The organism is Heliomicrobium modesticaldum Ice1, from assembly GCF_000019165.1.
Classification (GTDB): domain Bacteria; phylum Bacillota; class Desulfitobacteriia; order Heliobacteriales; family Heliobacteriaceae; genus Heliomicrobium; species Heliomicrobium modesticaldum.
In genome coordinates, this window is sequence record NC_010337.2 from 1 (window position 1) to 23,651 (window position 23,651).

Consider the following 23,651-nt stretch of genomic DNA (forward strand, 5'->3'; position numbering starts at 1 on the left):
TCCAAGATGGGCTGGGTGCACGAAACCCCCCGTTCAGCCCCGACCGCTGCGCCTTATCCGGTAACTATCGTTTGAGTCCAAACCCGGTAAGACACGACTTATCGCCACTGGCAGCAGCCACTGGTAACAGGATTAGCAGAGCGAGGTATGTAGGCGGTGCTACAGAGTTCTTGAAGTGGTGGCCTAACTACGGCTACACTAGAAGAACAGTATTTGGTATCTGCGCTCTGCTGAAGCCAGTTACCTTCGGAAAAAGAGTTGGTAGCTCTTGATCCGGCAAACAAACCACCGCTGGTAGCGGTGGTTTTTTTGTTTGCAAGCAGCAGATTACGCGCAGAAAAAAAGGATCTCAAGAAGATCCTTTGGATCACAAAAAAAAGCCCGCTCATTAGGCGGGTTAAATTCCCGGGTACTGCAGCCGATTCATTAATGCAGGTTAACCTGGCTTATCGAAATGTAAAACGACGGCCAGTAGACCGGCAGATCTGATATCATCGCCACTGTGGTGGAATTCATCCTCCACAGAAAGGATGACCCGATTGCCGGTGACGCCGGTGCGGATGGTGATCACCTGTCGCGGCGCCATGGCCTCCAGGCCGTTGTTTAACAGATTGAGGATCAACTGGCGGATTTGTTTTTCATCCATCCAGATGTCCGGCACAGGCGCAAGGTCGAACCGGATCTGCTTATTGACGTTGATGGCTAGGGCCTCCAGAAGGGGCGCCAGTTTCTGCACAACCTCGTTTACGTTATTCCGGGCAAAACAGTCGGCCTTTTTTCGAGATAAGGTCAGATATTCGGTGATGATCTGATTGGCGCGATCCAGTTCGGATATCATCAAGGCAAAGTATTCATCGTCATCACGGTACTGGGCTTTGCGCTGCAAGATCTGAAGGAAACCGCGCACCGTCTGCAAGGGATTGCGGATCTCATGTCCAAAGGCGCTGGCCAGTTGTCCCACCAGGTTCAGCCGATCCAGCCGCTGCAGTTCCTTCTCCAGGCGCCGCTGTTCGGTGATATCGTTGGTCACCGTCAGGATGTACTCACGCCCATCCAATTGCATCCGTTCCATCGACATGAGTCCGCTCCGCTCTTCGCCGGAACGGGTGCGAAAGATGATCTCCATGCTTTTAGCGGCGTCCTTTTTCAGCAGGATGTCGATCACCTTGGATTGGCCAGACCAGATGCCCAATTCCTCCGCCGTGCGTCCGATGATCTCTTCGCGGCGATAGCCGATGACGCGAAGGAAGCTCTCGTTCACGTGCACATAGCGGAGGCGCTGCAAGTCTTTGAGCGCCATGATGCTAGGACTCAGGTCGAAGGCTCTGCCAAGGACCTTCAGGCAATCTTCCTTCCGGCAAGACTTTCGTACCTGCTTGGGAGCGCCCGCGGGCCGCTCTCCTGCCATAGGGAATGGGGGATGAAAACAGCAGTTCAAGGCCTGATCACATCCGGTTATGAACAGCTCGTCCCGCATCACCTTACCCCCCAAAAAAACAATCAGCTTTTCATGGAAAAATTGGATACCAGCACTATTATAATGCAATTTTTGTTGCATAAGTCTTAATTTTTTGAAAAATCCTTATCGTTCATTTGCGAAAAGGAGGTTGGCTCTTCCTGTAAGATTATTGGAGCATATGAAAAGCGCCGGTTTTGAAACCAACGCTTCGTTACAAAACATATCCTCCAATAGGCGATTTTTCGTAAAGGGGAAAAATCCCGGCGAAAATCGCCGGGTTGCCTCGCCTTTTGCCCTTCTCAACTCGCAGAAAGAAAAGCCTGCTCCGGAGGAGAAACAGTCAAGGAAGGGATGAACAGTTCATGCCAGCGCATCACGATCCGGTAGTTGCTCTGCCCCCAGAAGACCACCCGCTGGGTATCCGCTTCCACTGTGATCTGCCAGATGTGACTCACGCCCGTCTTTTCCCATTGCCCGACGATATTTCCTGCTTCGTCATAGGCGACAATGCCTATGCCGTACCGGTCAACCAGGTTGTACACCCAGTAGGTATGCAGCCCCCACTGGAGCACAGGGTTGGTAGGACTCGACGCGCCGGTGTCGGGTCCCCAAGCAGCGGCTTCGACCAGGCCATAGGGGATCGGCGGATGGCTGACCGAGGGCACAGTCACCACCATAGGAATCGCTTGTTGCTCGTACATGGCATCACCTCCATCAAGATAAAAATAGATTTTCTTCAAAAATTCTGAAAATTCCTTCTTGTTTTCTTGAAAAAGCGAAAAATTATTTATTCACTCCGCCGTCTCCATCAATCTCTCCACATCGATGATCCGCACCGTCTCGAGGTGAAAGTCGATCAAGCCTTCGTCGCGCATGCGCGCCATCTCCCTGGACATAGACGGCCGGGACACGTTCAGGAAGTCGGCCAGTTCGTTCCGCTTCATGGGCAGTCGAAAGGTGGCGGCGCCGGATTTTTTGTGTTGCTCCAAAAAGAAGGTGCTCAACTTCCCACGCATGCTTTTGATGGACAGGTACTCCACTTTTTTATTCAGCATCATGGCCTTCTCGGAGATGATGCGGAGCATGTTCTGGATGAGCACACGGTGCCAAGCGCAACTGCGCTCACACTGCTCGACCAGTTTGCGCCGAGGGATGAAGAGCACCTGGCACTCCTCCTGGGCGATGACGGTAGCCGGCCAGACGGCATTGCTGGAAAAGACGACGATCTCGCCAAAAAGGCCGCCGGGGCGGACCACGGCCATCATCGACCGATGACCTGCCGCCGTTTCCTTGATCACCCGGGCTTCCCCCTTGAGCAAAATGCCGATGCTGTCAAAGGCTTCGCCCGCAAAAGCGATGGTGTCACTCTTTTTGTACTGATTCATCCTCGGCTCCAGGCATACCAGCATTTCCTTGACCACGGCAGGTTCCAGGCCGTCGAAAAGCGGGCACGCCGGCAGGAGGCGCTTGCCTTCCCTGTCCATGGGCTCATTCCTTCACCTGTGTTTTCGGTAGCCATGGCTACCGATTTTTTCGTCCAATTTTATTATAGTGAACATGCAAAGGCAAACCAATCCGAAGGAGGATAAAAGATATGAAACGCAAAATCGTCACCATCAACGAGGAAAAATGCAACGGCTGTGGGCTCTGTATCTCTGCCTGCCATGAAGGCGCCCTGCAGCTGATCAACGGCAAGGCCAAATTGGTCTCCGATGCCTACTGTGACGGCCTCGGCGACTGCCTCCCCGAGTGTCCCACCGACGCCATCACACTTGTCGAGCGGGATGCGGCACCTTTTGACGAAGCGGCCGTGAAAAAGCGCATAGAAGAACTGAAACACGGCGCTGCGGCTGCTCCTGCTGTTTATGCTCATGCCGGCACTTCCGCAGCCGCCGCTTCCGCCGCTTCCGCCGCTTCCGCTGCTTCCGCCGCTTCCGCCGCTTCCGCCGCTCCCGCCGCTCCCGCCGCTCCCGCTGCTTCCGCCACTCCCGCCGCTCCCGCCGCTTCCGCCGCTCCCGCTGCTTCCTTCGGCTGTCCCGGCATGAGGGCGCGGGTGTTCGAAAGGTCGTCCAGCGCGGAGAGCACCTCTCCTGGCGCCGCCCCTGTCGCTGCCAGCGCGGGCACCAACGCCGGAATCGGATCGGGCGCCGTCGCCGAATCGCAACTCGGCCAGTGGCCCTGCCAGTTGAAGCTCGTCTCCCCGCGGGCGCCTTATTTTGACAACTGCCGCCTGCTCATCGCCGCCGACTGCACTGCCTTCGCCTACGCCGGGATTCACCAGGACTTTATGAAGAACAAGATCACCCTGATCGGCTGCCCGAAGTTGGATGACATCGACTACGCCGAAAAACTGACGGAGATCCTGGCCACCCATGAGATCGAGAGTCTGACGGTGCTTCGGATGGAAGTCCCTTGCTGCGGCGGAATCGTCAATGCCGTGAAAAAAGCCCTTGCCGCCAGCGGCAAGATCATCCCCTGGCAGATTGTCATCATCGGCACCGACGGCCGCCTCGTCCAAGGGGTGTAAAGAAACCAGTTCCTGTCAGCCATCGAGCCCGTCATCGGCAACGTCTGCCATTAAAAAGCGCTAAACTGAGCGACATGGTAGAGCCAATCACAACTGGCCGCTCTATCATGTCGCTTTTTCATTTCTCATTCGCCCGGTTTCATCAACGTGTACAGACAGGCGGAGCAACGATAGACACTGAATCGGAAGCCTACGTTCACAACACGACGAAAACCGTCATATCCGCAATCAGGGCATTTCAATCCCGGCTCATCCTCTTCACCATCAGTCGGGCGATTCCATTCCCAACCGACGATGTTGCACTGAGAGCATTGACAATAATCGCCGCGGCTTCGATAGGTCCTGCTCCCGCAACTTGGACAAGTAACCTTATATGCCAATGGTCCCTCCCCCCTGAAACGATGGTATTGATGGCAAACAGCCGCTAAAGCTTATTTAATCCTCAACGGTATTCACCGCCGATGACCATGGCAGCCATGCGGTTTTTCAGCTCCTGCTCCAACCGGGCCAGTTCCGCCTCAGCTTCCCGACGTCTGACGCGGCCCTCTTGCTGTATTTTCAAGGTCTCTTCCAGCGTATTCATTAGGTTTTCCTGGGTCTTTTTCAACGTTGCCATATCGACGATGGCCCTTTCATTTTCCCGAGCAACACCGATCGTATTGGTCTTGAGCATCTCCGAGTTGCGCAGGAGCAGTTCATTGGTGGTGTCCGCGACCTGTCGCTGCATGGCCAGAGCCGCCTGTTGGCGTTGCAGCGTTAAGGCGAGCACGATCTGGTTTTTCCAGAGCGGGATCGTCGTCAAGATGGACGATTGAATCTTTTCCACCAACACATGGTCGTTGTTCTGAATCAGGCGGATCTGCGGTGCTGTCTGCAAGGTGACGGTGCGGCTGATCAACAGGTCGTGGACCTTCTTTTCCAGCCGATCGACAAATTGGAGGTGATCATTCAGCTCCTGCACAAGGGCTGTGTCATTGGTGGCGGCAGCTCGTTGCTGCAGTTGAGGAATGGTCTGGTTGCGTAGCTCCTCCAGTTTATGCTGGGCGGCAGCGATGTAGACGTTCAGTTCGTTGAAGTACTCCCGATTTTTGTGGAACAAGGTTTCAAGCAAGGTGATATCGCGCAGGAGTTGAAGGCGTGCTTTATCCAATTGGAGGCTGATCTGGTCGATCTCGCTGCCCAAGGTCTGGTAGCGGGCCAAGACCTTCTCGGCAGAACGCTTGGCCGAACTGAAGAACTTATTGAAGAAGCTGTCTTTCGATTCCAACAGGTCATCGGGATTGGCTTCCTTGAGTTTTTGCATCAAGTTGCCGAGAACCTCCCCGACGGTGCCGGAATCCTTGGCCCGCACATGATCGAGAATGTTGTCGGCAAAACGAGAAAGCTCCGACTGTACGGGCAAGCCGTATTGCAGCAAGGTTTGGGGGTTTTTCACATCGATTTGCTTGGCTAGGGCCAACGCTTTTTGCTGCTGATCGGCGGGCAGGGCGGCGAGGGTTACTGCCGGCTCGGGTCGGCTTTCCGCTAAAGAAGGCGCGGCGGGCGACTGGGGCGACACCACCGGGGTAGGTGTTACGGGCGCCTGGATGCGGTCGAAGGGGCCGGGAATGTCAAAAGGATCCGTCTGATTCGCTGTGGTCATTTTTTCTCTCCTTTCGAATCAAGGGTCTGCTTTAACACATTGACTTCCACCTCAAGCTCCAGCAGATCTTTGGCCAGGAGTTTGTTCAACTGTTCCTCATAGGCGTGAATAAGGTCTTGCAATCCCGCATGGGTCTTTTCCAGGGCGTTGCGAATCTCATCATTGGAAATAGGTTGGCTGGACAGGAGCGAGTACTTATCCAAGATGGTGACGGTGGCGTCAAGATAATGGTTGAAAAAAGACTGCACTTTGCTGATCTGTCGGAGGTCTTTCTCGGTGATGTCAAGGATCTGTTCGGCGATTTTATAGAGGCGTGTCACTTTGAGCCAGATGGAGAGGGAACGGACTTTGAAACGATAGCGCCCGATGACTTTCCATTTGCGACGGGCTTCCTTATGGGTTTTTTCCAGGTAATGAGGATCTGTGCCATCGATCAGTGAATGCCGGGCAGGCGGTAAAGCAAAACGACGCTGAATTCCTTTCGAAGTCACGAAATAGGCCACACCGCCGAGGACCAGTGCCGGTACGATTTCAATTCCACCCAACAGATAGGTCACCAGAAAGGTCGTGACCGCAATCGAACCGGAGAAAAAGATGCGCAACCCGGAAATCACGATTTCTTTCACGAACTCACCTCCGAAGACTGGCTGAGTCGTTGCTTTCTTCGACGATATCTATTATATCGTATCAGAAACCGCGCGTCTTTCATTCAAAAAAACGGATCGACAAAGCAGGGGTTGACCTGACGACCTCTCGGGCTCAGGCGCAACCCCTGCTTTTCTCCACGATTTGTTATTGGAAAGGGTGGCATGCGACCGCTATAATCGTCACAAAAGGAGGATTCCCGATGGTTGAAATCAATGATCGCCCAGTGAATGACCGTCAGCATAACCGCCTACATCATCACGGAAATGATCGTCTACATCACCAGAGCATCGAGGACTTTGTAGGGGAACTGACCGCCTTCGCGTCACCCCAAGTCTTCAATCCCTGGCGGGATTATCATCCCGATACCGATATCAGCCCTGACGCACCGGAGATCCGCAGGGTGCACCTGAAACAATACCTCCGGCTCCGCAAAGAGGCGAAGTTTCTCTTTGTCGCCGAAGCAGCGGGCTATCAGGGCGGCCATTTCTCCGGCGTGGCCCTCACATCGGAGCGGATGCTGCTGGGAAACCACACCGATATATCGCCGGCTATGATCCTCGGCGGTCACATGGCCGGACGGACAAGCAGCCCCGCCTCCCCCCACTTGAAGCCGGCCCAGCGTGCATCGGGCTTCGCCGAACCGACGGCAACGGTGGTATGGAAGGAGATTCTACATAACGGCCTCTCTCCTTTTGAGGTGATCCTGTGGAACATCTTCCCCTTTCACCCGTATAACGCGAAAAAGGGACTGCTCAGCAACCGCACGCCCACAAAGAAAGAACTGGCGGTGGGGGCAACCTTTTTGGGGAAACTGCTGACTGTAGCGCCCGGGGCGGAGGATCTGCTCGTGATCGCCATCGGCGGACATGCAGCGGAGACGCTGGCGAAGATGGGGGTCCCTCACCGCCATGTGCCGCACCCGTCGAATGGGGGGACACCGGGGTTTCGGAGGGGGATGAGGGGAATACTGCAACTGGAAGGCTTAAAAAGCCAGCTTAGGCGATCTTTTCCATGAAAGCAACCAATTCATCAGGGTAATAATGTGATTCCCGAACCTCTGCAAAAGCGTTTCGGGTGACGAGTCACGTCACTTAACCCGACGTAAAGTCTCTTCCTGTTCAATCGACCGACGGCAAAGAGCATCGAGGATAATCTGATGCTTCTGTTGACCCTCGTTCAGTTTCGAAACCATGCCTTTAATGAAATTGATATCTTCAGCGGTTCGTCGATGTGCAAGAAAGGTACAGGCCAGACCCAAAAAGGAAAACCGCCAGCCCAGCGCTGACGGTTCTCTCTCACTTGTCTCATTATCGAAAAAGCTGCTTCAGTTCTGCCTTCAAGAGCTTCAGATTCAGTACAAAGTGACCCAAGACGAAGGCGACCATCCCAAAACCCAGCCAGATGTGCAGGTCCTTCATGGAGTCTGTCTAAAAACCCCCCTCAAGAGAGGGCAAAAAGCAAGACGTTTTTATATGGAAATCGGTGGAATTTAAAGGGAATTTGACTCTTCGCGTCGAAGGATATAGGTACAAAGACTGTTTATAGCGAGGCGATGTACCTTGTTTCGATTCGATGTGGATCCCCAAGTTAGCTTTTACGACTTTGCAGCCCTCTGGGACCAACTTGTGCCTGCCGATTCCGTCTTTCGCCTGTTTCGTGAATTGGCGCCCCTATTAATACAACCGGAGGATTTTACAGGTCTCTATTGCCTTGACAACGGACGTCCCAGTCATGCGGCCCGGCAGATGACGATGGCCTGCATGTTACAGGAAATGCTGGGCGAAACAGACCGGGGGATGGAAGCACAGACACGTGTGAACATCGAGGTCAAGTTTGCGTTAGGAATGGCCCTCGATGAACCGGGCATTGATCACGCCAATTTTGGCGTCCACCGGCAACGGCTCATCCAAAAGGAACTTGATAAGGTCTATCTCGATCGCTTTATCCGGTTGATGTACTACCTGGGCGTTTTGACAGGGAAAGAACCTTGGATAACGGACACGACCCATGTCATAGCTCCCATCAGTGCCCCCACGACCATCGAACTGATCCGCCAAGCCATGCGCCTGTTGGTGCGTCTTTTGGCGAAGCAATACAGTGTTCCATGGCATGCAATCCCCCATGCCCCTCGGGCGGTACGTTACCTGGAAACAGTGACGGAAGTGAAAGAGCATAACCTGGACGATAAGGCCAAAATGGAACGGCTTGTTGAAGTGGTCAGCGAGGCTGACGAACTGCTGGCCTACGTGGAGTCATCGGAGGCTTCGTGGAAGAAGAAGCCCGATGTCATTCATTACGCCCTTTTGCTTTGCCGTATCCTCCGTGAACGAATCATTCGGAAAGATGATGGAACTCTTGAGATAGCCCCCGGCGGTTCTGTCAAAGATATGATAGTTTCGGCTGTAGACAGCGAAGCCCGTTTCGGTTGTAAGGGCAAGACGAAATGGCGCGGGTATAAGATGGCCATCGTCGAAGTCGGAAATTCCGGATTTATCGCCGCCGCCGAGGCCATGAAAGCCAACGACTATGACGGCTCCAGTCTGGTGCCGTTAGCGGATCAGCTTCCCACCGATTGTGTAGAAAACCCGACGATCATTGGAGATACCCACTATGGTGCGGGCGATGACCGTGTCACCCTCAAGGAAAAAGGCATTGACGTAGTGGCGCCACTTTCACCAAAGACAAAATGTGATATCCTCGCGGGCGAGGGATTTCAAGTTTCCGAAGACCAAACACAACTGATCTGCCCGAGAGGAAAAGTCATCACCACCTATTCGGAAGTGGCAGATGGGAAGAACTTCGTGCTTCGCGCCAAGGACCATGATTGCAAGCACTGCCCTCGTTACACGACCTGTTTTAAAGAAAAGAAACATCGGCGCACGATTTTTATTCACAACGCCTATGGTGTCATGCTCGAGGCGGCAAAGCACTCCCAAACGAAAATCTATAAGGAACAGATGCGTCTTCGCAGCCGCATCGAAGCCAAGCAAAATGAACTGGTCAACCGTTACGGACTGCGCCGGGTTCGCCGTATCGGAAAACGAAATCTGGCTTATGCCGCCCGGCTCAGCGCGTTAGCGGCGAACTTTCAAAAACTCAACCGTCTACGAAATGATAAGAATGCAACCATGGTGTTGGAGGTGAGCGCCTTACGCGGTGTTGCTTTCAAAAAAGCCGCATAAGGTGCAAGGGGGAGATCTGCCCTTTTTGAGGAAAATCCTCAAAAAGGGCTGCTGAGACCGATAAAAAGACTCTGGTTTTTTGCTGTTTGTATTAAAAAATCATGCTTTTGCAAGGGCTGGCTAGGAATTTGCTTATTTTCTAGACGGCCTCTCATGGTCGAAACGGTCATCCCGAGGAATGTCCAACCTTTGGCTGCTGACGGGCCATGGGGCGCGATGAAGAGGCCCAGGCCGGTGACGGCGACGACCAGTCCAAGCAGCGCCAAGGTGACGGAGATGATGCCTTTTACTTTGCTGACAGCGGAACCGTCCGCTTTGGCTTTTGCATGTATAGGGTCTACCGTCGTCTGATTTGTGATGGAGCTCATCTTGAAACCTCCCAGATTATTTGTTGTTTCTGCCGATGTCTATACTGTACCAGCAGAAACTGAAATCAATCTGAAAAGCTTTGCGTAATCTTTGTGCAGACAAAACAAGTCTGCCCCAAGGTCTGGCTAGCGCTGCGCATCGATGACCTCCCTCACTCTTCTCCCTGGCAAAAACTTTTCTTCATTGCCAATCCTTTACTTTTCTTATCGTCCGCGCCTGCTCTCTGATTGAGAAAAAAACGCCGCCTTCAAGGCGATTGCTCTTGAAAGCGGCGCTTTTCTTTAGGCCATGATTTTGCAGATGTTGTTGGAAAAGGCAACGGGGTCTTCGACAGGCAATCCTTCGATCAACAATGCCTGGTTGTACAGCAGGTCGGTATAGAGCTTGAACTTCTCTGGATCTTCTTGCCGCGCCGCTTTCAAAGCCTGGAAGACGGCATGGTTGACGTTGATCTCCAACACCTTGTCCGCCTTGATGTCCGGGTTGTTCGGCATGGTCTTGAGAATCTTCTCCATCTCGATGGTCAGGTCGCCCTCATTGGAGAGGCAGACAGGATGTTGCTTCAGTCGCTTCGACGCCTTGACCGCTTTGACTTTATCCGCCAGGAGGGTTTTCATCTCGGCGAAAAGTGCTTGATTTTCCTGCTTGTCCGCTTCGGAAGCTTCCTTATTTTCTTCCGCCTCAATGCCCAGATCGCTGCTCGAAACAGACTTAAATTCTTTTTCTTTATAGGTCCGCAGCATGCGGATAGCAAACTCGTCTACATCGTCGGTGAAGTAAAGGATCTCATAGCCTTTGTCGGCGACCAGTTCGGTCTGGGGCAGTTTGTCGATGCGCTCGATGGAGTCGCCGGCGGCGTAGTAGATATACTTCTGCTTTTCGGGCATGCGGGAGACATACTCGGAGAGGGTGACCAGCTTCTTCTCTTTTGAGGAATAGAAGAGCAGCAGATCTTGGAGCACATCCTTGTGGGCGCCGAAGTCGCTGTAGAGGCCGTATTTCAGTTGCTTGCCGAAGGATTTGAAAAATTCGACGTACTGGTCGCGGTCGTTTTGCAGGAGGTCTTCCAGTTCGCTCTTGATCTTGGCCTTGATGTTCTTGGCGATCAGCTTCAGTTGTCGGTCATGCTGCAGCAGTTCGCGAGAGATGTTCAGCGACAGGTCTTCCGAGTCGACCATGCCTTTGACGAAGCTGAAGTAGTCGGGCAGCAGGTCGGCGCACTTGTTCATGATCAGCACGCCGTTGGCGTAGAGCTCCAAGCCCTTTTCGTAGTCTTTGGTATAGAAGTCAAAGGGCATCTTCTCAGGGATGAAGAGGACGGCCTTGTAGCTGATGGTGCCTTCGGCGTTGATATGGATGTAGCGGATGGGCTTGTCGAAACCGAAGTGTTTTTCGGCGTAAAAATTTTCGTAGTCTTCCTTGGTCAGCTCATTCTTGTTCTTCTTCCAGATGGGCACCATGCTGTTAAGGGTCTGCTCTTCTGTATACTGTTCGTACTCCTTGTCGCTGCCCGCTTTGAGGCGCGACTTGGTTACGTCCATCTTGATGGGATAGCGGATGAAGTCAGAGTACTTCTTGATGATCGACTTGATGCGATATTCTTCCAGAAATTCATCGTAATTCTCATCGTCGGTGTTCGCCTTGATTTTGAGGATGACCTCGGTGCCGACGGTAGCTTTCGTCCAGGGCTCGATGGTGTAGCCTTCGGCACCTTTTGATTCCCACTTGTAAGCTCTGTCGCTGCCCAGGGCTCGGCTGATGACGGTGACCACATCAGCAACCATGAAGGCAGAGTAGAAACCGACGCCGAACTGACCGATGATGTCGAAGCCGTCTTTCAGTTCGTTTTCCTTCTTGAAGGCGAAGGAACCGCTCTTAGCGATAACGCCCAGGTTCTCTTCCATCTCGGTCGAGGTCATGCCGATGCCGGTGTCGATGATCTTCAAGAGCCGGTTGGGCTTGTCTACTTCGACGCGTATGAAGTAATCCTCTTTGTTGAAGTGGAGCGATTCATCTGTCAAGGCTTTGTAGTAGATCTTATCGATGGCGTCGCTGGCGTTGGAGATGAGTTCTCTGAGGAAAATCTCCTTATGTGTGTAGATGGAGTTGACCATCAGATCGAGCAGTCGTTTCGATTCCGCTTGAAACTGTTTCACGGTCATTGAAGATCCCCCCTCCAATTGGTCTCGTATGTCTTCGGACGAAAGCGTTTAGCACTCTCGACACCTGAGTGCTAAACGCTATATATTATGTACCAAATGGAAAGGGGATTGTCAATCGATCGGAGCGTAGACAGTAAAGGCTTGGCGTTGTCACCGAGTCTGCGCTTTTATTATTCACCGCTTTGACGGATACATCTCACCAATGCGCGCCTAATTCTTTCGACAGGGATTAAAGCGGGAAGAAAAAAGGTGGCTACGATTTCCGCAATCAAGCGAAAAAACATAACCACCTCTTCGTTACCGTGTATGTCTAAAGCTCACACGCAATGGTTGTGATGGTTTTCCCCTTACTCCCATTCTATCACTCGAATTTGTCTTGAGGTTTTTCCCCTTGATTTCAGTTATTTCTATTGCCTGTATTATTAATTTTATCAGTATTTTTTTGGTTTAGGAATATTTTTGTTGCCATTTTGCTGCCACGGCTATTGATCGTCCTACGCAGTTTCTTCTCTGACGGCAATGTCCGTTCCTCAAACGATTTCTATTTTTCTAATGCCGGAGATATCCAGTATTTATCCGCTATTTTCTCGAAGTCTATACTGCTCTTGTTTTTCCACACAATGGCTTCGACCTGAATCCGTGAGTCGACTTAGCAGTACCCCAATGATTTTCCACAAAAAGTAATTCGTATTACAAGAATTTAATCCAATTTCCTTAGATAGCCATTTGAACACGTCGCCTTATCAAAGAAGGTGGTGCCGTCAAGAAACGAGATCCATAAAAGCGTATAGCAAAGCTAACCTTTGACACATTTTACATCCAAAGGTCTATCCCATCGAATGAATTTGATTTTTTAGGAAATTCTTGCCGTTTACGAAAAAGCAAGATAGAGATCCTTAAACGTTGCGTACCAGGGACTATGCGCCCCGAGCCGGAGCTTCACTTGTCTGGCATGTCTCACCAATCGAGACGCAATGGTGATCACATTTTGAAGTACCGTGCGTATCCGGCGGCGCTGCGTATGGGCCTTTCTCTTTAGGGGAGAATCCGGATGGTGTAAGCTCATTTGACCAACGATGCGAAGCAGGTTATAGGCAAGCGCACCGAAATGAAAGACCAGATCATTGACCTTAAATTTTCCACTAGGCAGTCGTTCCAAATCAAGGTCCGTTTTTAACTCGCTATGGAATTGCTCGCTGGTTCCGTGATCTCTTTGCAAATGGATCAATTCTTCCGGCGAGACGGGTAACGACGTCCAGTACGTGGCCACTTCTAACTCTGGAAGCAGCAATTGCTGCCCATTGGACAAGATGGTTCGTTCCACGACATGGAAAACCACCCGTTCACGTTGTTCCATATTGCCGACCTTCCACATTACACTGCCCATATACTCCACTTTTCCTTCCCGAACAATTCGGGCCTGCCCATTTTTAAGGGCGATGTCCCTCCACATTTCGGGAGTTTCTTGGCGAAGGTTGCGTTTGATTATGTAGTCAACATTCTCTGCGCGGAGGACACGTATGTTATCGACGCTGTCAAAGCCGGAATCCATGCGTACCAGAAGCTTCTCAGCTCCGCACTGGCGTGCGTAATTGATGCTCTTTGTTAAGAACTGGGGCGTTCCTTTCTGGCTATGATCTTTGCCCGGACGCAGCTCAACGTTTATGCAGTAGCCTTCCTGACCGAGGTAGGCTAGTATGGGCGCAAAGCCATCATGACCTTTGTAGGTGCGCGTCACCCCCTCTTTTTTGGAACCGGAATTATCCAATGGCGTCACATCTACGTCTACCGTCAGATAGTCCGTAGCGCCGACCCGAACAGGTGTCAGGGGAGCTTTTGCTTTTTTGATGAGACGAGCAGATTCTTCCATAATGATGTCGTTCCATTTCAAATCCGTCTCAACAACCTTTTCAAATCGTTGTCGTAACGTGGGACTGGAGGGTACGATGTCGACGCCCATGGCGTATCGAAAAAAGTCATCTCCACGAGCCAGCTCAATCGCATCGAAGTCATTCTTTCCCTGACAGAGAAGGCCCAGGTAGCTCAGAGCAACAGTTCCGTGGCTTATATCTGGTGTCAAACAAGTGGGCACAGTGGACTTATCCAATCGCAATTTCAACGAAGTCTTTCTTAACAAGGCGCCCACGAGCGCCAATCCAGTTACCGGTGTAAGCTCCTCATTCGATTGCTCGATAATGAACTTCTTCATGGTCATGCATTCACCCCGTCGGTGAGTTTAAATCACTCCGATTAAACTCGTTTATCTCTATTATACGGGTAAATGCGCTGAATTTCGACTATTTACTACTTAGCGCTGTCACGGATTCAGGGAGATTGGTAAAGTCAACGATATTCCTGTCACAAAATTTGATTTCGAAAAACAAAAAATATTGCTTCAACTTGATAAAAAGCTTGCCGGGAGTTCCGATGCTGTAGACGACGAGACAGTGTGGAAAGAAGTAATTAAAAACAAAGCGCTTTATGCTGAATCAAAGAAACAAAAACTTGATGTTTCTCTAGATGAGGCCAAGCAATTCGCCTTGGAGTCTGCAAAGGCTTTTGAAACAATTGAGCCTTCTCCTAGTAAAGCCGAAGCAGAAGCCTATCTGGCTGGTTTAGAGCTTACCCCACGGGAATACTTTGAAAAGGTTGCCCCTAGTGAGTATCAAATTGGTATGTCTATCGGTCGTCTAAAGGCTAAATTATACGAAGAAAAGAAAGTTGATCCATCTAGCCCTATCGACGTCTTAGACAAAGTATTTGATGAATATACGAATACGATTGTTAGGAACGCAAAAGTCGTTAGGAATTAATTACCGCCTCAAATAGGTTTCAGAAAAATATGGGGCGCCCACGGTTCCCAAGTGACTGTAGGCGCCCCATTTATAACGGGAAGTATCCAACTTATTATTTACACCTTTTTATTAGACACGCAAGATAAAGGCAGTGCTGGCTTCCTCCCGAGCTACCCATTCATCGGCAACTTTTAATTTTTCCGATAGCTCGGGTTCTTCTTTTTTATTAAATCTTGCAATATTTGGATTTCTAATGTCTTTTCGCCGAGTAGCTTTTTCAGTGCTATGTTTTCGGATTCCAATCGCTTAAATTCTTGTGCGGACGGCACATACGGAGCAATTTGTTTTGCCTCCGCCGGTGCTTCTTGGAAGCCCTTGTGCTGTGATTCTCGAATCCAGTAATACAGCCGTTTCGGATCGATCCCATGTCGGCGGGCCACTTGTGTTGCATTTCCCGCTTCCATGGCTTCTTGGATCAGCTGTTCCTTCAGTTCTTTTGGGTATCGATTTCGTCTCATATTCTTGACCCCTCCATGTGTTCTCATTGTAGCCCACTAGGGGGTCTTTGCTCAAATTCAATTAGGGGGCTTGATAGAGACCATGAAACGACATGAGAAGGGCATCCTGCGCTGGTTTGTCTCTAACATCACAAACGGATTACAAGAAGGAATCAATAGCTTGATTCAAGCAGTCAAACGTAAAGCGCGCGGGTACCGCTCAGTACGCAACTTTATCTCCATTATATACCTGGTTGCGGGTGGGCTTGATATTTCCGTAGCACCGGCGAACACTTGATACAATTTCAGCAAACAAATGTTCACCCACACAAAACAGCGAAGAGCCAATTATGTCTTCCCCCGACCCGGCGACTGGAATTCACACATTCACCAAAGCGGCTATTGGTTCGTCGAGGAGCCCACAGACTATCAGCCTTCCGAGGCATTGATACGTTTTTTGCAGGCCGGAGAAAAGCCGGTGTACATCGGCTTCGGCAGTGTCTTTGATACAGATGAGAAAGACGCCATGTCCACACGGGTCATCGAAGCGCTCGCGAAAAGCGGCAGGCGCGGCATCCTCTGTGGCATGGGCGAATGGCGGGATCTGCCGGACCATGTATTCGCGGTGGACAGCATCCCCCACTCCTGGTTGTTTGAACGGGTGTCGGCCGTTTGTCATCACGGCGGCGCCGGGACAACGGTAGCCGGATTCAAAGCCGGCGTGCCGAGCATCATTGTTCCCTTTGCAAACGATCAGTTTGCCTGGGCCCATCGCGCCCATGATCTGGGTGTAGGCGCCAAGCCGATTCCCGTCAAAAAACTGACCGCCGACAACCTGGCCGAGGCCATTCGTTTTGTCCACAACGATCATGTCGTTGCAAGCGCAAAGATGCTGGCAACCCATATGGCCTCTGAAAACGGGGCGCGCGATTGCGCGAAAGTGATCGTTGATTGTCTGGAAGGGAAGGCCTAAGTGGATAGGGCGAGAGATTGGAAAAAGCCTTTTTCACCATGTACGCCGGTCAGGCGATTTCGATTTTAAGTTCCCAGGCGGTGCAGTTTTTGATCCTTTGGTGGATCACGGTGCAAACAGGCTCCGCCTTGCTTCCATGGCCGAGCCGATGATGGCGATTGTCTTGTGCCGATGGGAACGCTGTTGCCCCTCATGGTAAAGGTGTATTTTCGTGGTACCGCTTGGCACAATGGCATTGTGCAAATGCTTTTTCGAGCGGAATATTCATCGCCGCATTGGTCATTACCGTGACAGGAGGATTACAGCGGCAGTTTCTCATGATCTCCCTCGATGCGCTGGAATCGGGGCTGTTGACCGAGTCACCGCCGCAGATAAGGAACGATATAGTGGTTGTAAGTGGAAAAACGATGAGATAAGCCCTCGAGTGAGGAGTTTCCGTCGTCGTCAAAAGCGAAAGGAGGAATGATGGGTGCATAAGAACGTCTACTATGCCAAGTCGCCCAAAAAAATCTGCACCGCCGTCAGCAGCGATGGGTCGCCGGCGGACAAGGGCGTCTGTGCCCCTTCGCATGCCCTTCGACAGCCACCATCGATGGAGCAGGCTCATCCCCAGCTTGCCTACCCGCATCATGGGAATCCATATTATCCCGAGTCCTACCCGTCCCAATACTGCCCGCCCCACCCTTGCCCACCACAACCGAGGCCGAAAAGCAAGCGAATCAAGGCGATGGTTGTCGTTGCGGAAAAAGAAGTCAAAAAGGTGGCCGACCTGACCATCCCGGCGCCAGTGGGTGTGGGGCTGGATCCCCATACAGGCCAATTGACCGCATCTGTCGAGCTTGAGCCCTTTGGAGAGCCTCAACTGCAACCGAAGATCATCAACAATATGGTCATCAACGAAGGGATTATCTGTGTCAAACTGATTGTGAAGGACAATGATCCGGCACCATGTCCTGATGTGAGAAAAGGCTTTGAGAAAAAAATATGCATTCCTGTTCAGACGGTTCTAGAATGCAAAGGCATCCAGCCGGACGATGACATTCAGGAAAAGGTTTGTATCAGCGCCCTGAGCGTCTTTGCTGTACCGGCCAATTCGACGACAGGGACAGCGGGCAATGTGGTGAACTTGATCCTCAAAGCCATATTGGATGTGAAGATGGTCATCGCCAGAGAAGAAGTCATCACCATCCCTGTTCATCAGGAAAGCGATCCGGACTGTGGCCAATGGCATGATTAAGAGCAGATGCAGAGGAACCTCAGGGATGCCTCTCCCATATATTGAAGCAGAATGAAGATTACCTGTGGAGAGGAGTCCGATCACAGTGTCCCATTCCTTTGACTTTATTGACGACCGGTTTTTTGACCAGCGGATCAAGGTGCCCAAGGTGATCTGCCAAAAGTTCGTGCAAGAGATCGGCGATCTGATGGTACCGGCACCGGCGGGTGTCACCCTCGATGTGCAGACGGGAAAGCTCAACCAAATGGTGCGGTTGGAATGGGTCGGCCCGCCGCAGTTGCGGGCGGTCACTGTATTGCCGAACAAGGTGATCAACCAAGGTGTCGTGCCGGTTCGCCTACTCGTCGACAACATCGTCGCCATTCAACTTCTGGAGATCCCCTTTCAAGGCGTGATTGATTGCCCAGGCGCCAGCCCTGGGGATATCGTGCAGAAACATGACGTGCAAATTGAAGGGTTCAGCATCAATCCGGTACAGATACTTACGGAAGGCGTCTTAACGCTGCACCTCATCCTGAAGGTGGCGTTGCATCTTTGCCTCGTTGTTGCTTCGGAGCGGATATTGAAGGTCAACGCGGCGGAAACCTTTTGTTAATATGACCACATTGTGTCGAGGAAAAAGGGCTTGGCTGTTGCCGGGCCTTTTTTTGTTGGGAAAAAGATGAAAAAGCAGAGGAAACAATATCGAACTGGCGCTTTTTTCCATATCGTTTAAATAGGTGAGATGATACATCTCACCTACATCCTGAAAAGAGACAATCAAGAGGAGGATGCGCAAATGGCATTTGTGAACCAGATTCAACAAGCGACCTTTTTTCCGCAAAACCTGAAGTCGCTCCGGGTGCTTTGTCAGCAATGTGTGCAAGAAACAGGTGACGTAATAATTCCCCTGCCGACAGTGCCGGCCCTTGCCGATATCGTGAACGTGACAGTCGTCCCGACGGGCAATCCGGAAATCCGGACGACCACGGTGCTGCCGGGAAAAGTCGTCAACATGGGTGTCGTTCCCGTATCGGTGACGATCACGATCCTCGGGGTGGTATTGCCGATCACGATTCCCCTTATCGAGATCCCCTTTGAAGGAATTGTCGAGTGCCCTGGCGCCCAACCGGGCGACATTGTTCAGAAGCATGACATTGCCTTGGAAGCGGTGGTCTCTCAACCGGTCCAACTGTTGCCAGTGGTAGGGGAAGCGCTGGTTGTTGGTTTGGAACTGCAAGCGATCGTCAAGGCCTGCATCGTTGTCGGTCGTGAAGAGGTGCTGACGGTGAATGCCGCTAACCCCTTCTGCAACTGCCCCTAACCGTTACCCCTCTCATCGACGCTACAGAGCTGATTGAACAGGCTGCGCCATTTTCCGTGAGCCATCTGCGGCAAAAAGCAAGCCCCATCCCCTCCTGTAGGAGGCGATGGGGCTGTTGTCTTGCTCATGGCTTCAGTCGATGACCTCCTTGATAAAGAGAGTCAGGTCCTTTGTCATGTCATACTCTTTGAAGGCTACCTTGTCGTCTGCCAGGTGGACCATGATGTCCATTTTGCCGATCAACTCGCTGATGATATCTTTGACCACCCCGATAAAGCGTCCTGAATTGAATTTGTTGCTGATCCGGTTCAGTTCATCGTCGTTGAGTGTCAGCAGGCCGTCCTTTTTGACGGGGATCGTGTCAGTGATGTCTTCGATGATCTGGATTGCGGCGTTTCGCGTTTTCTCTGTCAATGGCTCGTCGATGGTCACGTCTTCTAGGCGTTTGTCTTGAATATAGACTTTGGAAACCCCTAGGTTCACCATGCGGGCGATATACCCGCTCGTCAGGGCAACCCCTTGGCTGAGCAGAACTCGTCTATCACTGGCATATATGTTTTTGGCCAGGACATCTCCTGACTTGAGATTGCTCACCGATACGATCCGCATGCCATCACCTGCAAAATGTTTATTTAAGATAACTGTAGTCCCTGCAAGGAGAAAGAGGAATAGAACCGGGGTCCCAATTCTGGCTTCTGTGGAAATTAGAGGAAAGCCCCTCGCCGATTGCGCCGGCGAAGGGCTTTCGTTAATGAAGGAACCAGCTTTTTTGCCCTAATTCTCCGTAATAATTCGCTAGAGTTCTCATAGAGGCCGTCTAGAAAATAAGCAAATTCCTAGCCAGCCCTTGCAAAAGCATGATTTTTTAATACAAACAGCAAAAAACTAGAGTCTTTTTATCGGTCTCACCAGCCCTTTTTGAGGATTTTCCTCAAAAAGGGCAGATCTCCCCCCTTGCACCTTATGCGGCTTTTTTGAAAGCAACACCGCGTAAGGCGCTCACCTCCAACACCATGGTTGCATTCTTATCATTTCGTAGACGGTTGAGTTTTTGAAAGTTCGCCGCTAACGCGCTGAGCCGGGCGGCATAAGCCAGATTTCGTTTTCCGATACGGCGAACCCGGCGCAGTCCGTAACGGTTGACCAGTTCATTTTGCTTGGCTTCGATGCGGCTGCGAAGACGCATCTGTTCCTTATAGATTTTCGTTTGGGAGTGCTTTGCCGCCTCGAGCATGACACCATAGGCGTTGTGAATAAAAATCGTGCGCCGATGTTTCTTTTCTTTAAAACAGGTCGTGTAACGAGGGCAGTGCTTGCAATCATGGTCCTTGGCGCGAAGCACGAAGTTCTTCCCATCTGCCACTTCCGAATAGGTGGTGATGACTTTTCCTCTCGGGCAGATCAGTTGTGTTTGGTCTTCGGAAACTTGAAATCCCTCGCCCGCGAGGATATCACATTTTGTCTTTGGTGAAAGTGGCGCCACTACGTCAATGCCTTTTTCCTTGAGGGTGACACGGTCATCGCCCGCACCATAGTGGGTATCTCCAATGATCGTCGGGTTTTCTACACAATCGGTGGGAAGCTGATCCGCTAACGGCACCAGACTGGAGCCGTCATAGTCGTTGGCTTTCATGGCCTCGGCGGCGGCGATAAATCCGGAATTTCCGACTTCAACGATGGCCATCTTATACCCGCGCCATTTCGTCTTGCCCTTACAACCGAAACGGGCTTCGCTGTCTACAGCCGAAACTATCATATCTTTGACAGAACCGCCGGGGGCTATCTCAAGAGTTCCATCATCTTTCCGAATGATTCGTTCACGGAGGATACGGCAAAGCAAAAGGGCGTAATGAATGACATCGGGCTTCTTCTTCCACGAAGCCTCCGATGACTCCACGTAGGCCAGCAGTTCGTCAGCCTCGCTGACCACTTCAACAAGCCGTTCCATTTTGGCCTTATCGTCCAGGTTATGCTCTTTCACTTCCGTCACTGTTTCCAGGTAACGTACCGCCCGAGGGGCATGGGGGATTGCATGCCATGGAACACTGTATTGCTTCGCCAAAAGACGCACCAACAGGCGCATGGCTTGGCGGATCGGTTCGATGGTCGTGGGGGCACTGATGGGAGCTATGACATGGGTCGTGTCCGTTATCCAAGGTTCTTTCCCTGTCAAAACGCCCAGGTAGTACATCAACCGGATAAAGCGATCGAGATAGACCTTATCAAGTTCCTTTTGGATGAGCCGTTGCCGGTGGACGCCAAAATTGGCGTGATCAATGCCCGGTTCATCGAGGGCCATTCCTAACGCAAACTTGACCTCGATGTTCACACGTGTCTGTGCTTCCATCCCCCGGTCTGTTTCGCCCAGCATTTCCTGTAACATGCAGGCCATCGTCATCTGCCGGGCCGCATGACTGGGACGTCCGTTGTCAAGGCAATAGAGACCTGTAAAATCCTCCGGTTGTATTAATAGGGGCGCCAATTCACGAAACAGGCGAAAGACGGAATCGGCAGGCACAAGTTGGTCCCAGAGGGCTGCAAAGTCGTAAAAGCTAACTTGGGGATCCACATCGAATCGAAACAAGGTACATCGCCTCGCTATAAACAGTCTTTGTACCTATATCCTTCGACGCGAAGAGTCAAACTCCCTTTAAATTCCACCGATTTCCATATAAAAACGTCTTGCTTTTTGCCCTCTCTTGAGGGGGTTTTTAGACAGACTCCAGAACCTACGCAATCGAAATAGCACCAAGCAAATGAGCGACCTCTTACGGTTAACCGATTTAAGGGCGTTACCAGTTCTCTCTTTAAATGTTTAAATTATCCAGTCGATAGTTGCATTTGTCCTACGCAAGTTTATGGAAAAAAACACCTTGTTTATACCAGTGCTTCGATAGGCAATCCCACCCTTTCACCCTTGGTCAGCTAGGCAGTAGATAAGCCCCACTCCCAGACCAAACAATATAGATGTAAAGATACCCACCTCGTCGCTTCGGTGCGCCCGGCATGGGCGTTGTCTCTAGGGTGGAAGTCCCGAACGCCGAAGGTGGCAGTAGGCGTTAGCTTAAGGCAAGGGTGTCCGCCGCGAGGCGGAATCTGAAGGAAGCCAGCGGCAAACCTCCGGCCCGAGGACCACGAACCCCAGGTGAGGCTAGCGGCAGTTGGATGAGCTTGCCGAACAAAGCGAAGTCCTTGTCACCGAAGGCTGCCGAGAGTAAATGGGGCGGGTAGATGGAGGGAAAGGCAACGTTCTTACCCGGGGAGGCCTGCCGGGGGACCAAGTAACTTGGGAAACCACGCCGAAAGGCGTGGCTGAACCGGCAGGAGTCAGCAGAGGTCATAGTAGGCTGGCCCGACGTCCGGCCAGATGAAGGACCGAACATGATGGAAGGGGAAGCGACGATGCGTTCGCGTGACGCGCAGAGACAGCCGAATATCCCGAAAGGGAACTGCCAACGGGAGGAAGCGGTGAATCCGCAGGGGACCGGTGGAGTGCCGAGCGCGTTACCGGCACAAGAAGCGAAGCAACCCCGCGAAGAGACGTATGACCTGATGGAGAAAGTCGTCGAACGAGGGAACATGACGGAAGCGTATAAGCGAGTCATGGCCAACAAAGGCGCGGCCGGAATCGACGGTATGGGGCTAGAATCCCTGCGCCCGTACCTAAAAGAGGAATGGTCGCGCATTAAACAGGAATTGTTGGAGGGGACCTATCGACCGCAACCGGTCCGGCGGGTTGAAATTCCCAAACCCCAAGGCGGAACACGGAAGCTGGGCATTCCCACTGTCGTCGATCGACTGATCCAACAGGCCCTGAACCAGATCCTGATGCCGATCTTCGACCCTGACTTTTCCACGAACAGCTACGGATTTCGTCCGGGAAAGAGTGCGCACCAAGCGGTGAAGAAAGCGAAGGAATACATCGCCGACGGCTACCGATGGGTGGTTGACATGGACCTGGCCCAGTTCTTTGATCGCGTCAATCACGACATTCTCATGGCGCGCGTAGCGCGCAAGGTGAAGGACAAACGAATCTTGAAGTTGATCCGAGAATACCTCAAGGCCGGGGTCATGCTCAACGGGATTCGTGTGAAGAGCGAGGAAGGAACACCCCAGGGAGGTCCACTCAGCCCTTTGCTGGCGAACATCATCCTGGATGATTTGGATAAGGCACTGGAAAGCCGGGGACATCGCTTCTGCCGGTACGCCGACGACTGTAACGTCTACGTCCGCAGTCGACGGGCAGGGCAACGAGTGATGGAGGGTATGGCAAAGTTTCTGGAGGGGCGGTTAAAACTGCAGGTCAACTGGGAGAAAAGCGCAGTCGACCGACCCTGGAACCGAAAGTTTCTGGGGTTTTCATTTACGTGGCATAAGGCAGCAAAGATTCGGCTCGCCCCCCAAACGGTGAAACGGGTGAAAGAGAAGATCCGCCAGTTCACTGGGCGGAACCGAAGCATTGCGATGGAGGACCGACTGGTCACCCTCAACCAATACCTGAAAGGCTGGATGGGCTACTTTCGACTCATTGACACGCCAAGCGTACTTAAAGAGTTGGATGAGTGGCTTCGCCGACGACTGCGGATGTGCCTGCTCAAGCAATGGAAGCGCCCGAAGACACGAAGACGAAACTTAGTGGCGTTGGGGATCCCGGAGGAATGGGCATGCAACATCAGCGGCTCACGAAAAGGATATTGGCGTCTGTCCTTGACCCCGCAAATGAATAAAGCCCTTGGCCTCGCCTACTGGCGGGAACAGGGCTTAGTCAGTTTAGTCGAAACATACCAATCTCATCGTCAACCAGCATGAACCGCCGTATACCGAACGGTACGTACGGTGGTGTGAGAGGACGGGGGT

General features: G+C 51.9%; 20 protein-coding genes and 1 pseudogene. 10 read left to right on the forward strand and 11 right to left on the reverse strand.

What is annotated here, in order from left to right:
• Window positions 1-436 precede the first annotated feature (436 nt).
• The 3 genes from HM1_RS00010 to HM1_RS00020 all read right to left on the reverse strand — a co-directional run bounded on the left by HM1_RS00010 (window position 437) and on the right by HM1_RS00020 (window position 2,943).
• Window positions 437-1,558, reverse strand: a complete 1,122-nt coding sequence (locus HM1_RS00010) for a PAS domain S-box protein (RefSeq protein WP_049753976.1) — start codon at window positions 1,556-1,558, stop codon at window positions 437-439.
• A gap of 200 nt (window positions 1,559-1,758) precedes the next feature.
• On the reverse strand, window positions 1,759-2,160 hold the full coding sequence (locus HM1_RS00015; RefSeq protein ID WP_148207033.1) for a hypothetical protein: 402 nt from the start codon (window positions 2,158-2,160) through the stop codon (window positions 1,759-1,761).
• Between the two features lie 90 nt (window positions 2,161-2,250).
• The gene (locus HM1_RS00020) at window positions 2,251-2,943 is read right to left on the reverse strand and encodes a Crp/Fnr family transcriptional regulator (RefSeq protein WP_012281179.1); all 693 of its coding nucleotides are present in this window, start codon (window positions 2,941-2,943) and stop codon (window positions 2,251-2,253) included.
• 110 nt (window positions 2,944-3,053) lie between these two features.
• Between HM1_RS00020 and HM1_RS00025 the strand changes: the two genes are divergently transcribed.
• Window positions 3,054-3,986, forward strand: a complete 933-nt coding sequence (locus HM1_RS00025) for an ATP-binding protein (RefSeq protein WP_012281180.1) — start codon at window positions 3,054-3,056, stop codon at window positions 3,984-3,986.
• Window positions 3,987-4,428: 442 nt separating this feature from the next.
• Here the strand turns inward: HM1_RS00025 and HM1_RS00030 are convergent, their stop codons facing one another.
• Both HM1_RS00030 and HM1_RS00035 read right to left on the reverse strand, forming a co-directional pair.
• On the reverse strand, window positions 4,429-5,628 hold the full coding sequence (locus tag HM1_RS00030; protein ID WP_012281182.1) for a toxic anion resistance protein: 1,200 nt from the start codon (window positions 5,626-5,628) through the stop codon (window positions 4,429-4,431).
• Complete coding sequence (locus tag HM1_RS00035; protein WP_012281183.1) at window positions 5,625-6,254, reverse strand: 5-bromo-4-chloroindolyl phosphate hydrolysis family protein; 630 nt, start codon at window positions 6,252-6,254, stop codon at window positions 5,625-5,627. The genes HM1_RS00030 and HM1_RS00035 overlap by 4 nt, the downstream gene beginning before the upstream one ends.
• A 221-nt stretch (window positions 6,255-6,475) precedes the next feature.
• On the opposite strand from HM1_RS00035, the gene HM1_RS00040 reads away from it, so the two are divergent.
• Together HM1_RS00040 and HM1_RS00045 are read left to right on the forward strand one after the other, a co-directional pair.
• Entirely contained in the window at window positions 6,476-7,291 is an 816-nt protein-coding gene (locus tag HM1_RS00040; RefSeq protein WP_012281185.1) for a uracil-DNA glycosylase, read from the forward strand.
• Between the two features lie 544 nt (window positions 7,292-7,835).
• Entirely contained in the window at window positions 7,836-9,458 is a 1,623-nt protein-coding gene (locus HM1_RS00045; RefSeq protein WP_012281187.1) for an IS1182-like element ISHmo2 family transposase, read from the forward strand.
• Window positions 9,459-9,496: 38 nt separating this feature from the next.
• Here HM1_RS00045 and HM1_RS00050 read toward each other — a convergent pair whose 3' ends face one another.
• The 3 genes from HM1_RS00050 to HM1_RS00060 form a co-directional block, all read right to left on the reverse strand.
• Window positions 9,497-9,826: a DUF4405 domain-containing protein gene (locus HM1_RS00050; protein ID WP_012281188.1), complete on the reverse strand. Its 330-nt coding sequence runs from the start codon at window positions 9,824-9,826 to the stop codon at window positions 9,497-9,499.
• Window positions 9,827-10,108: 282 nt separating this feature from the next.
• The gene (gene htpG / locus HM1_RS00055) at window positions 10,109-11,989 is read right to left on the reverse strand and encodes a molecular chaperone HtpG (RefSeq protein ID WP_012281189.1); all 1,881 of its coding nucleotides are present in this window, start codon (window positions 11,987-11,989) and stop codon (window positions 10,109-10,111) included.
• An 871-nt stretch (window positions 11,990-12,860) separates the two neighbouring features.
• On the reverse strand, window positions 12,861-14,204 hold the full coding sequence (locus HM1_RS00060; protein ID WP_012281191.1) for an IS1380-like element ISHmo1 family transposase: 1,344 nt from the start codon (window positions 14,202-14,204) through the stop codon (window positions 12,861-12,863).
• A 232-nt stretch (window positions 14,205-14,436) separates the two neighbouring features.
• Between HM1_RS00060 and HM1_RS00065 the strand changes: the two genes are divergently transcribed.
• Entirely contained in the window at window positions 14,437-14,802 is a 366-nt protein-coding gene (locus tag HM1_RS00065; protein ID WP_012281192.1) for a hypothetical protein, read from the forward strand.
• A 173-nt stretch (window positions 14,803-14,975) separates the two neighbouring features.
• Here HM1_RS00065 and HM1_RS00070 read toward each other — a convergent pair whose 3' ends face one another.
• Window positions 14,976-15,302 (reverse strand): transposase, encoded by a 327-nt coding sequence (locus HM1_RS00070; RefSeq protein WP_012281193.1) that lies wholly within the window; start codon window positions 15,300-15,302, stop codon window positions 14,976-14,978.
• A 76-nt stretch (window positions 15,303-15,378) separates the two neighbouring features.
• Here HM1_RS00070 and HM1_RS14945 point away from each other — a divergent pair.
• The 5 genes and pseudogenes from HM1_RS14945 to HM1_RS00090 all read left to right on the forward strand — a co-directional run.
• Window positions 15,379-15,579 (forward strand): annotated as a pseudogene (locus HM1_RS14945) (transposase); the annotation flags it as partial.
• A gap of 18 nt (window positions 15,580-15,597) precedes the next feature.
• Window positions 15,598-16,254: a glycosyltransferase gene (locus tag HM1_RS00075; RefSeq protein WP_012281195.1), complete on the forward strand. Its 657-nt coding sequence runs from the start codon at window positions 15,598-15,600 to the stop codon at window positions 16,252-16,254.
• 469 nt (window positions 16,255-16,723) lie between these two features.
• A complete protein-coding gene (locus HM1_RS00080) occupies window positions 16,724-17,491 on the forward strand; it encodes a hypothetical protein (RefSeq protein WP_148207034.1) in 768 nt (255 codons plus the stop codon).
• A gap of 85 nt (window positions 17,492-17,576) precedes the next feature.
• A complete protein-coding gene (locus tag HM1_RS00085; RefSeq protein WP_012281199.1) occupies window positions 17,577-18,086 on the forward strand; it encodes a DUF3794 domain-containing protein in 510 nt (169 codons plus the stop codon).
• Between the two features lie 183 nt (window positions 18,087-18,269).
• Complete coding sequence (locus HM1_RS00090; RefSeq protein WP_012281200.1) at window positions 18,270-18,794, forward strand: hypothetical protein; 525 nt, start codon at window positions 18,270-18,272, stop codon at window positions 18,792-18,794.
• A gap of 132 nt (window positions 18,795-18,926) precedes the next feature.
• Here HM1_RS00090 and HM1_RS00095 read toward each other — a convergent pair whose 3' ends face one another.
• Window positions 18,927-19,403 (reverse strand): hypothetical protein, encoded by a 477-nt coding sequence (locus HM1_RS00095; RefSeq protein WP_012281201.1) that lies wholly within the window; start codon window positions 19,401-19,403, stop codon window positions 18,927-18,929.
• 352 nt (window positions 19,404-19,755) lie between these two features.
• Window positions 19,756-21,378, reverse strand: coding sequence for an IS1182-like element ISHmo2 family transposase (locus HM1_RS00100; protein WP_012281202.1), 1,623 nt, complete (start codon window positions 21,376-21,378; stop codon window positions 19,756-19,758).
• Between the two features lie 797 nt (window positions 21,379-22,175).
• On the opposite strand from HM1_RS00100, the gene ltrA reads away from it, so the two are divergent.
• On the forward strand, window positions 22,176-23,603 hold the full coding sequence (gene ltrA / locus HM1_RS00105) for a group II intron reverse transcriptase/maturase (RefSeq protein ID WP_012281204.1): 1,428 nt from the start codon (window positions 22,176-22,178) through the stop codon (window positions 23,601-23,603).
• Window positions 23,604-23,651 lie beyond the last annotated feature (48 nt).

Excerpts from the sequence above, each read along its gene's own strand:
- HM1_RS00010 (WP_049753976.1), bottom strand. The coding sequence starts at position 1,558 with ATGCAACAAAAATTGCATTATAATAGTGCTGGTATCCAATTTTTCCAT.
- HM1_RS00015 (WP_148207033.1), bottom strand. The coding sequence starts at position 2,160 with ATGTACGAGCAACAAGCGATTCCTATGGTGGTGACTGTGCCCTCGGTC.
- HM1_RS00020 (WP_012281179.1), bottom strand. The coding sequence starts at position 2,943 with ATGGACAGGGAAGGCAAGCGCCTCCTGCCGGCGTGCCCGCTTTTCGAC.
- HM1_RS00025 (WP_012281180.1), top strand. The coding sequence starts at position 3,054 with ATGAAACGCAAAATCGTCACCATCAACGAGGAAAAATGCAACGGCTGT.
- HM1_RS00030 (WP_012281182.1), bottom strand. The coding sequence starts at position 5,628 with ATGACCACAGCGAATCAGACGGATCCTTTTGACATTCCCGGCCCCTTC.
- HM1_RS00040 (WP_012281185.1), top strand. The coding sequence starts at position 6,476 with ATGGTTGAAATCAATGATCGCCCAGTGAATGACCGTCAGCATAACCGC.
- HM1_RS00050 (WP_012281188.1), bottom strand. The coding sequence starts at position 9,826 with ATGAGCTCCATCACAAATCAGACGACGGTAGACCCTATACATGCAAAA.
- htpG (WP_012281189.1), bottom strand. The coding sequence starts at position 11,989 with ATGACCGTGAAACAGTTTCAAGCGGAATCGAAACGACTGCTCGATCTG.
- HM1_RS00060 (WP_012281191.1), bottom strand. The coding sequence starts at position 14,204 with ATGACCATGAAGAAGTTCATTATCGAGCAATCGAATGAGGAGCTTACA.
- HM1_RS00070 (WP_012281193.1), bottom strand. The coding sequence starts at position 15,302 with ATGAGACGAAATCGATACCCAAAAGAACTGAAGGAACAGCTGATCCAA.
- HM1_RS00075 (WP_012281195.1), top strand. The coding sequence starts at position 15,598 with ATGTTCACCCACACAAAACAGCGAAGAGCCAATTATGTCTTCCCCCGA.
- HM1_RS00090 (WP_012281200.1), top strand. The coding sequence starts at position 18,270 with ATGGCATTTGTGAACCAGATTCAACAAGCGACCTTTTTTCCGCAAAAC.
- HM1_RS00095 (WP_012281201.1), bottom strand. The coding sequence starts at position 19,403 with ATGCGGATCGTATCGGTGAGCAATCTCAAGTCAGGAGATGTCCTGGCC.
- ltrA (WP_012281204.1), top strand. The coding sequence starts at position 22,176 with ATGATGGAAGGGGAAGCGACGATGCGTTCGCGTGACGCGCAGAGACAG.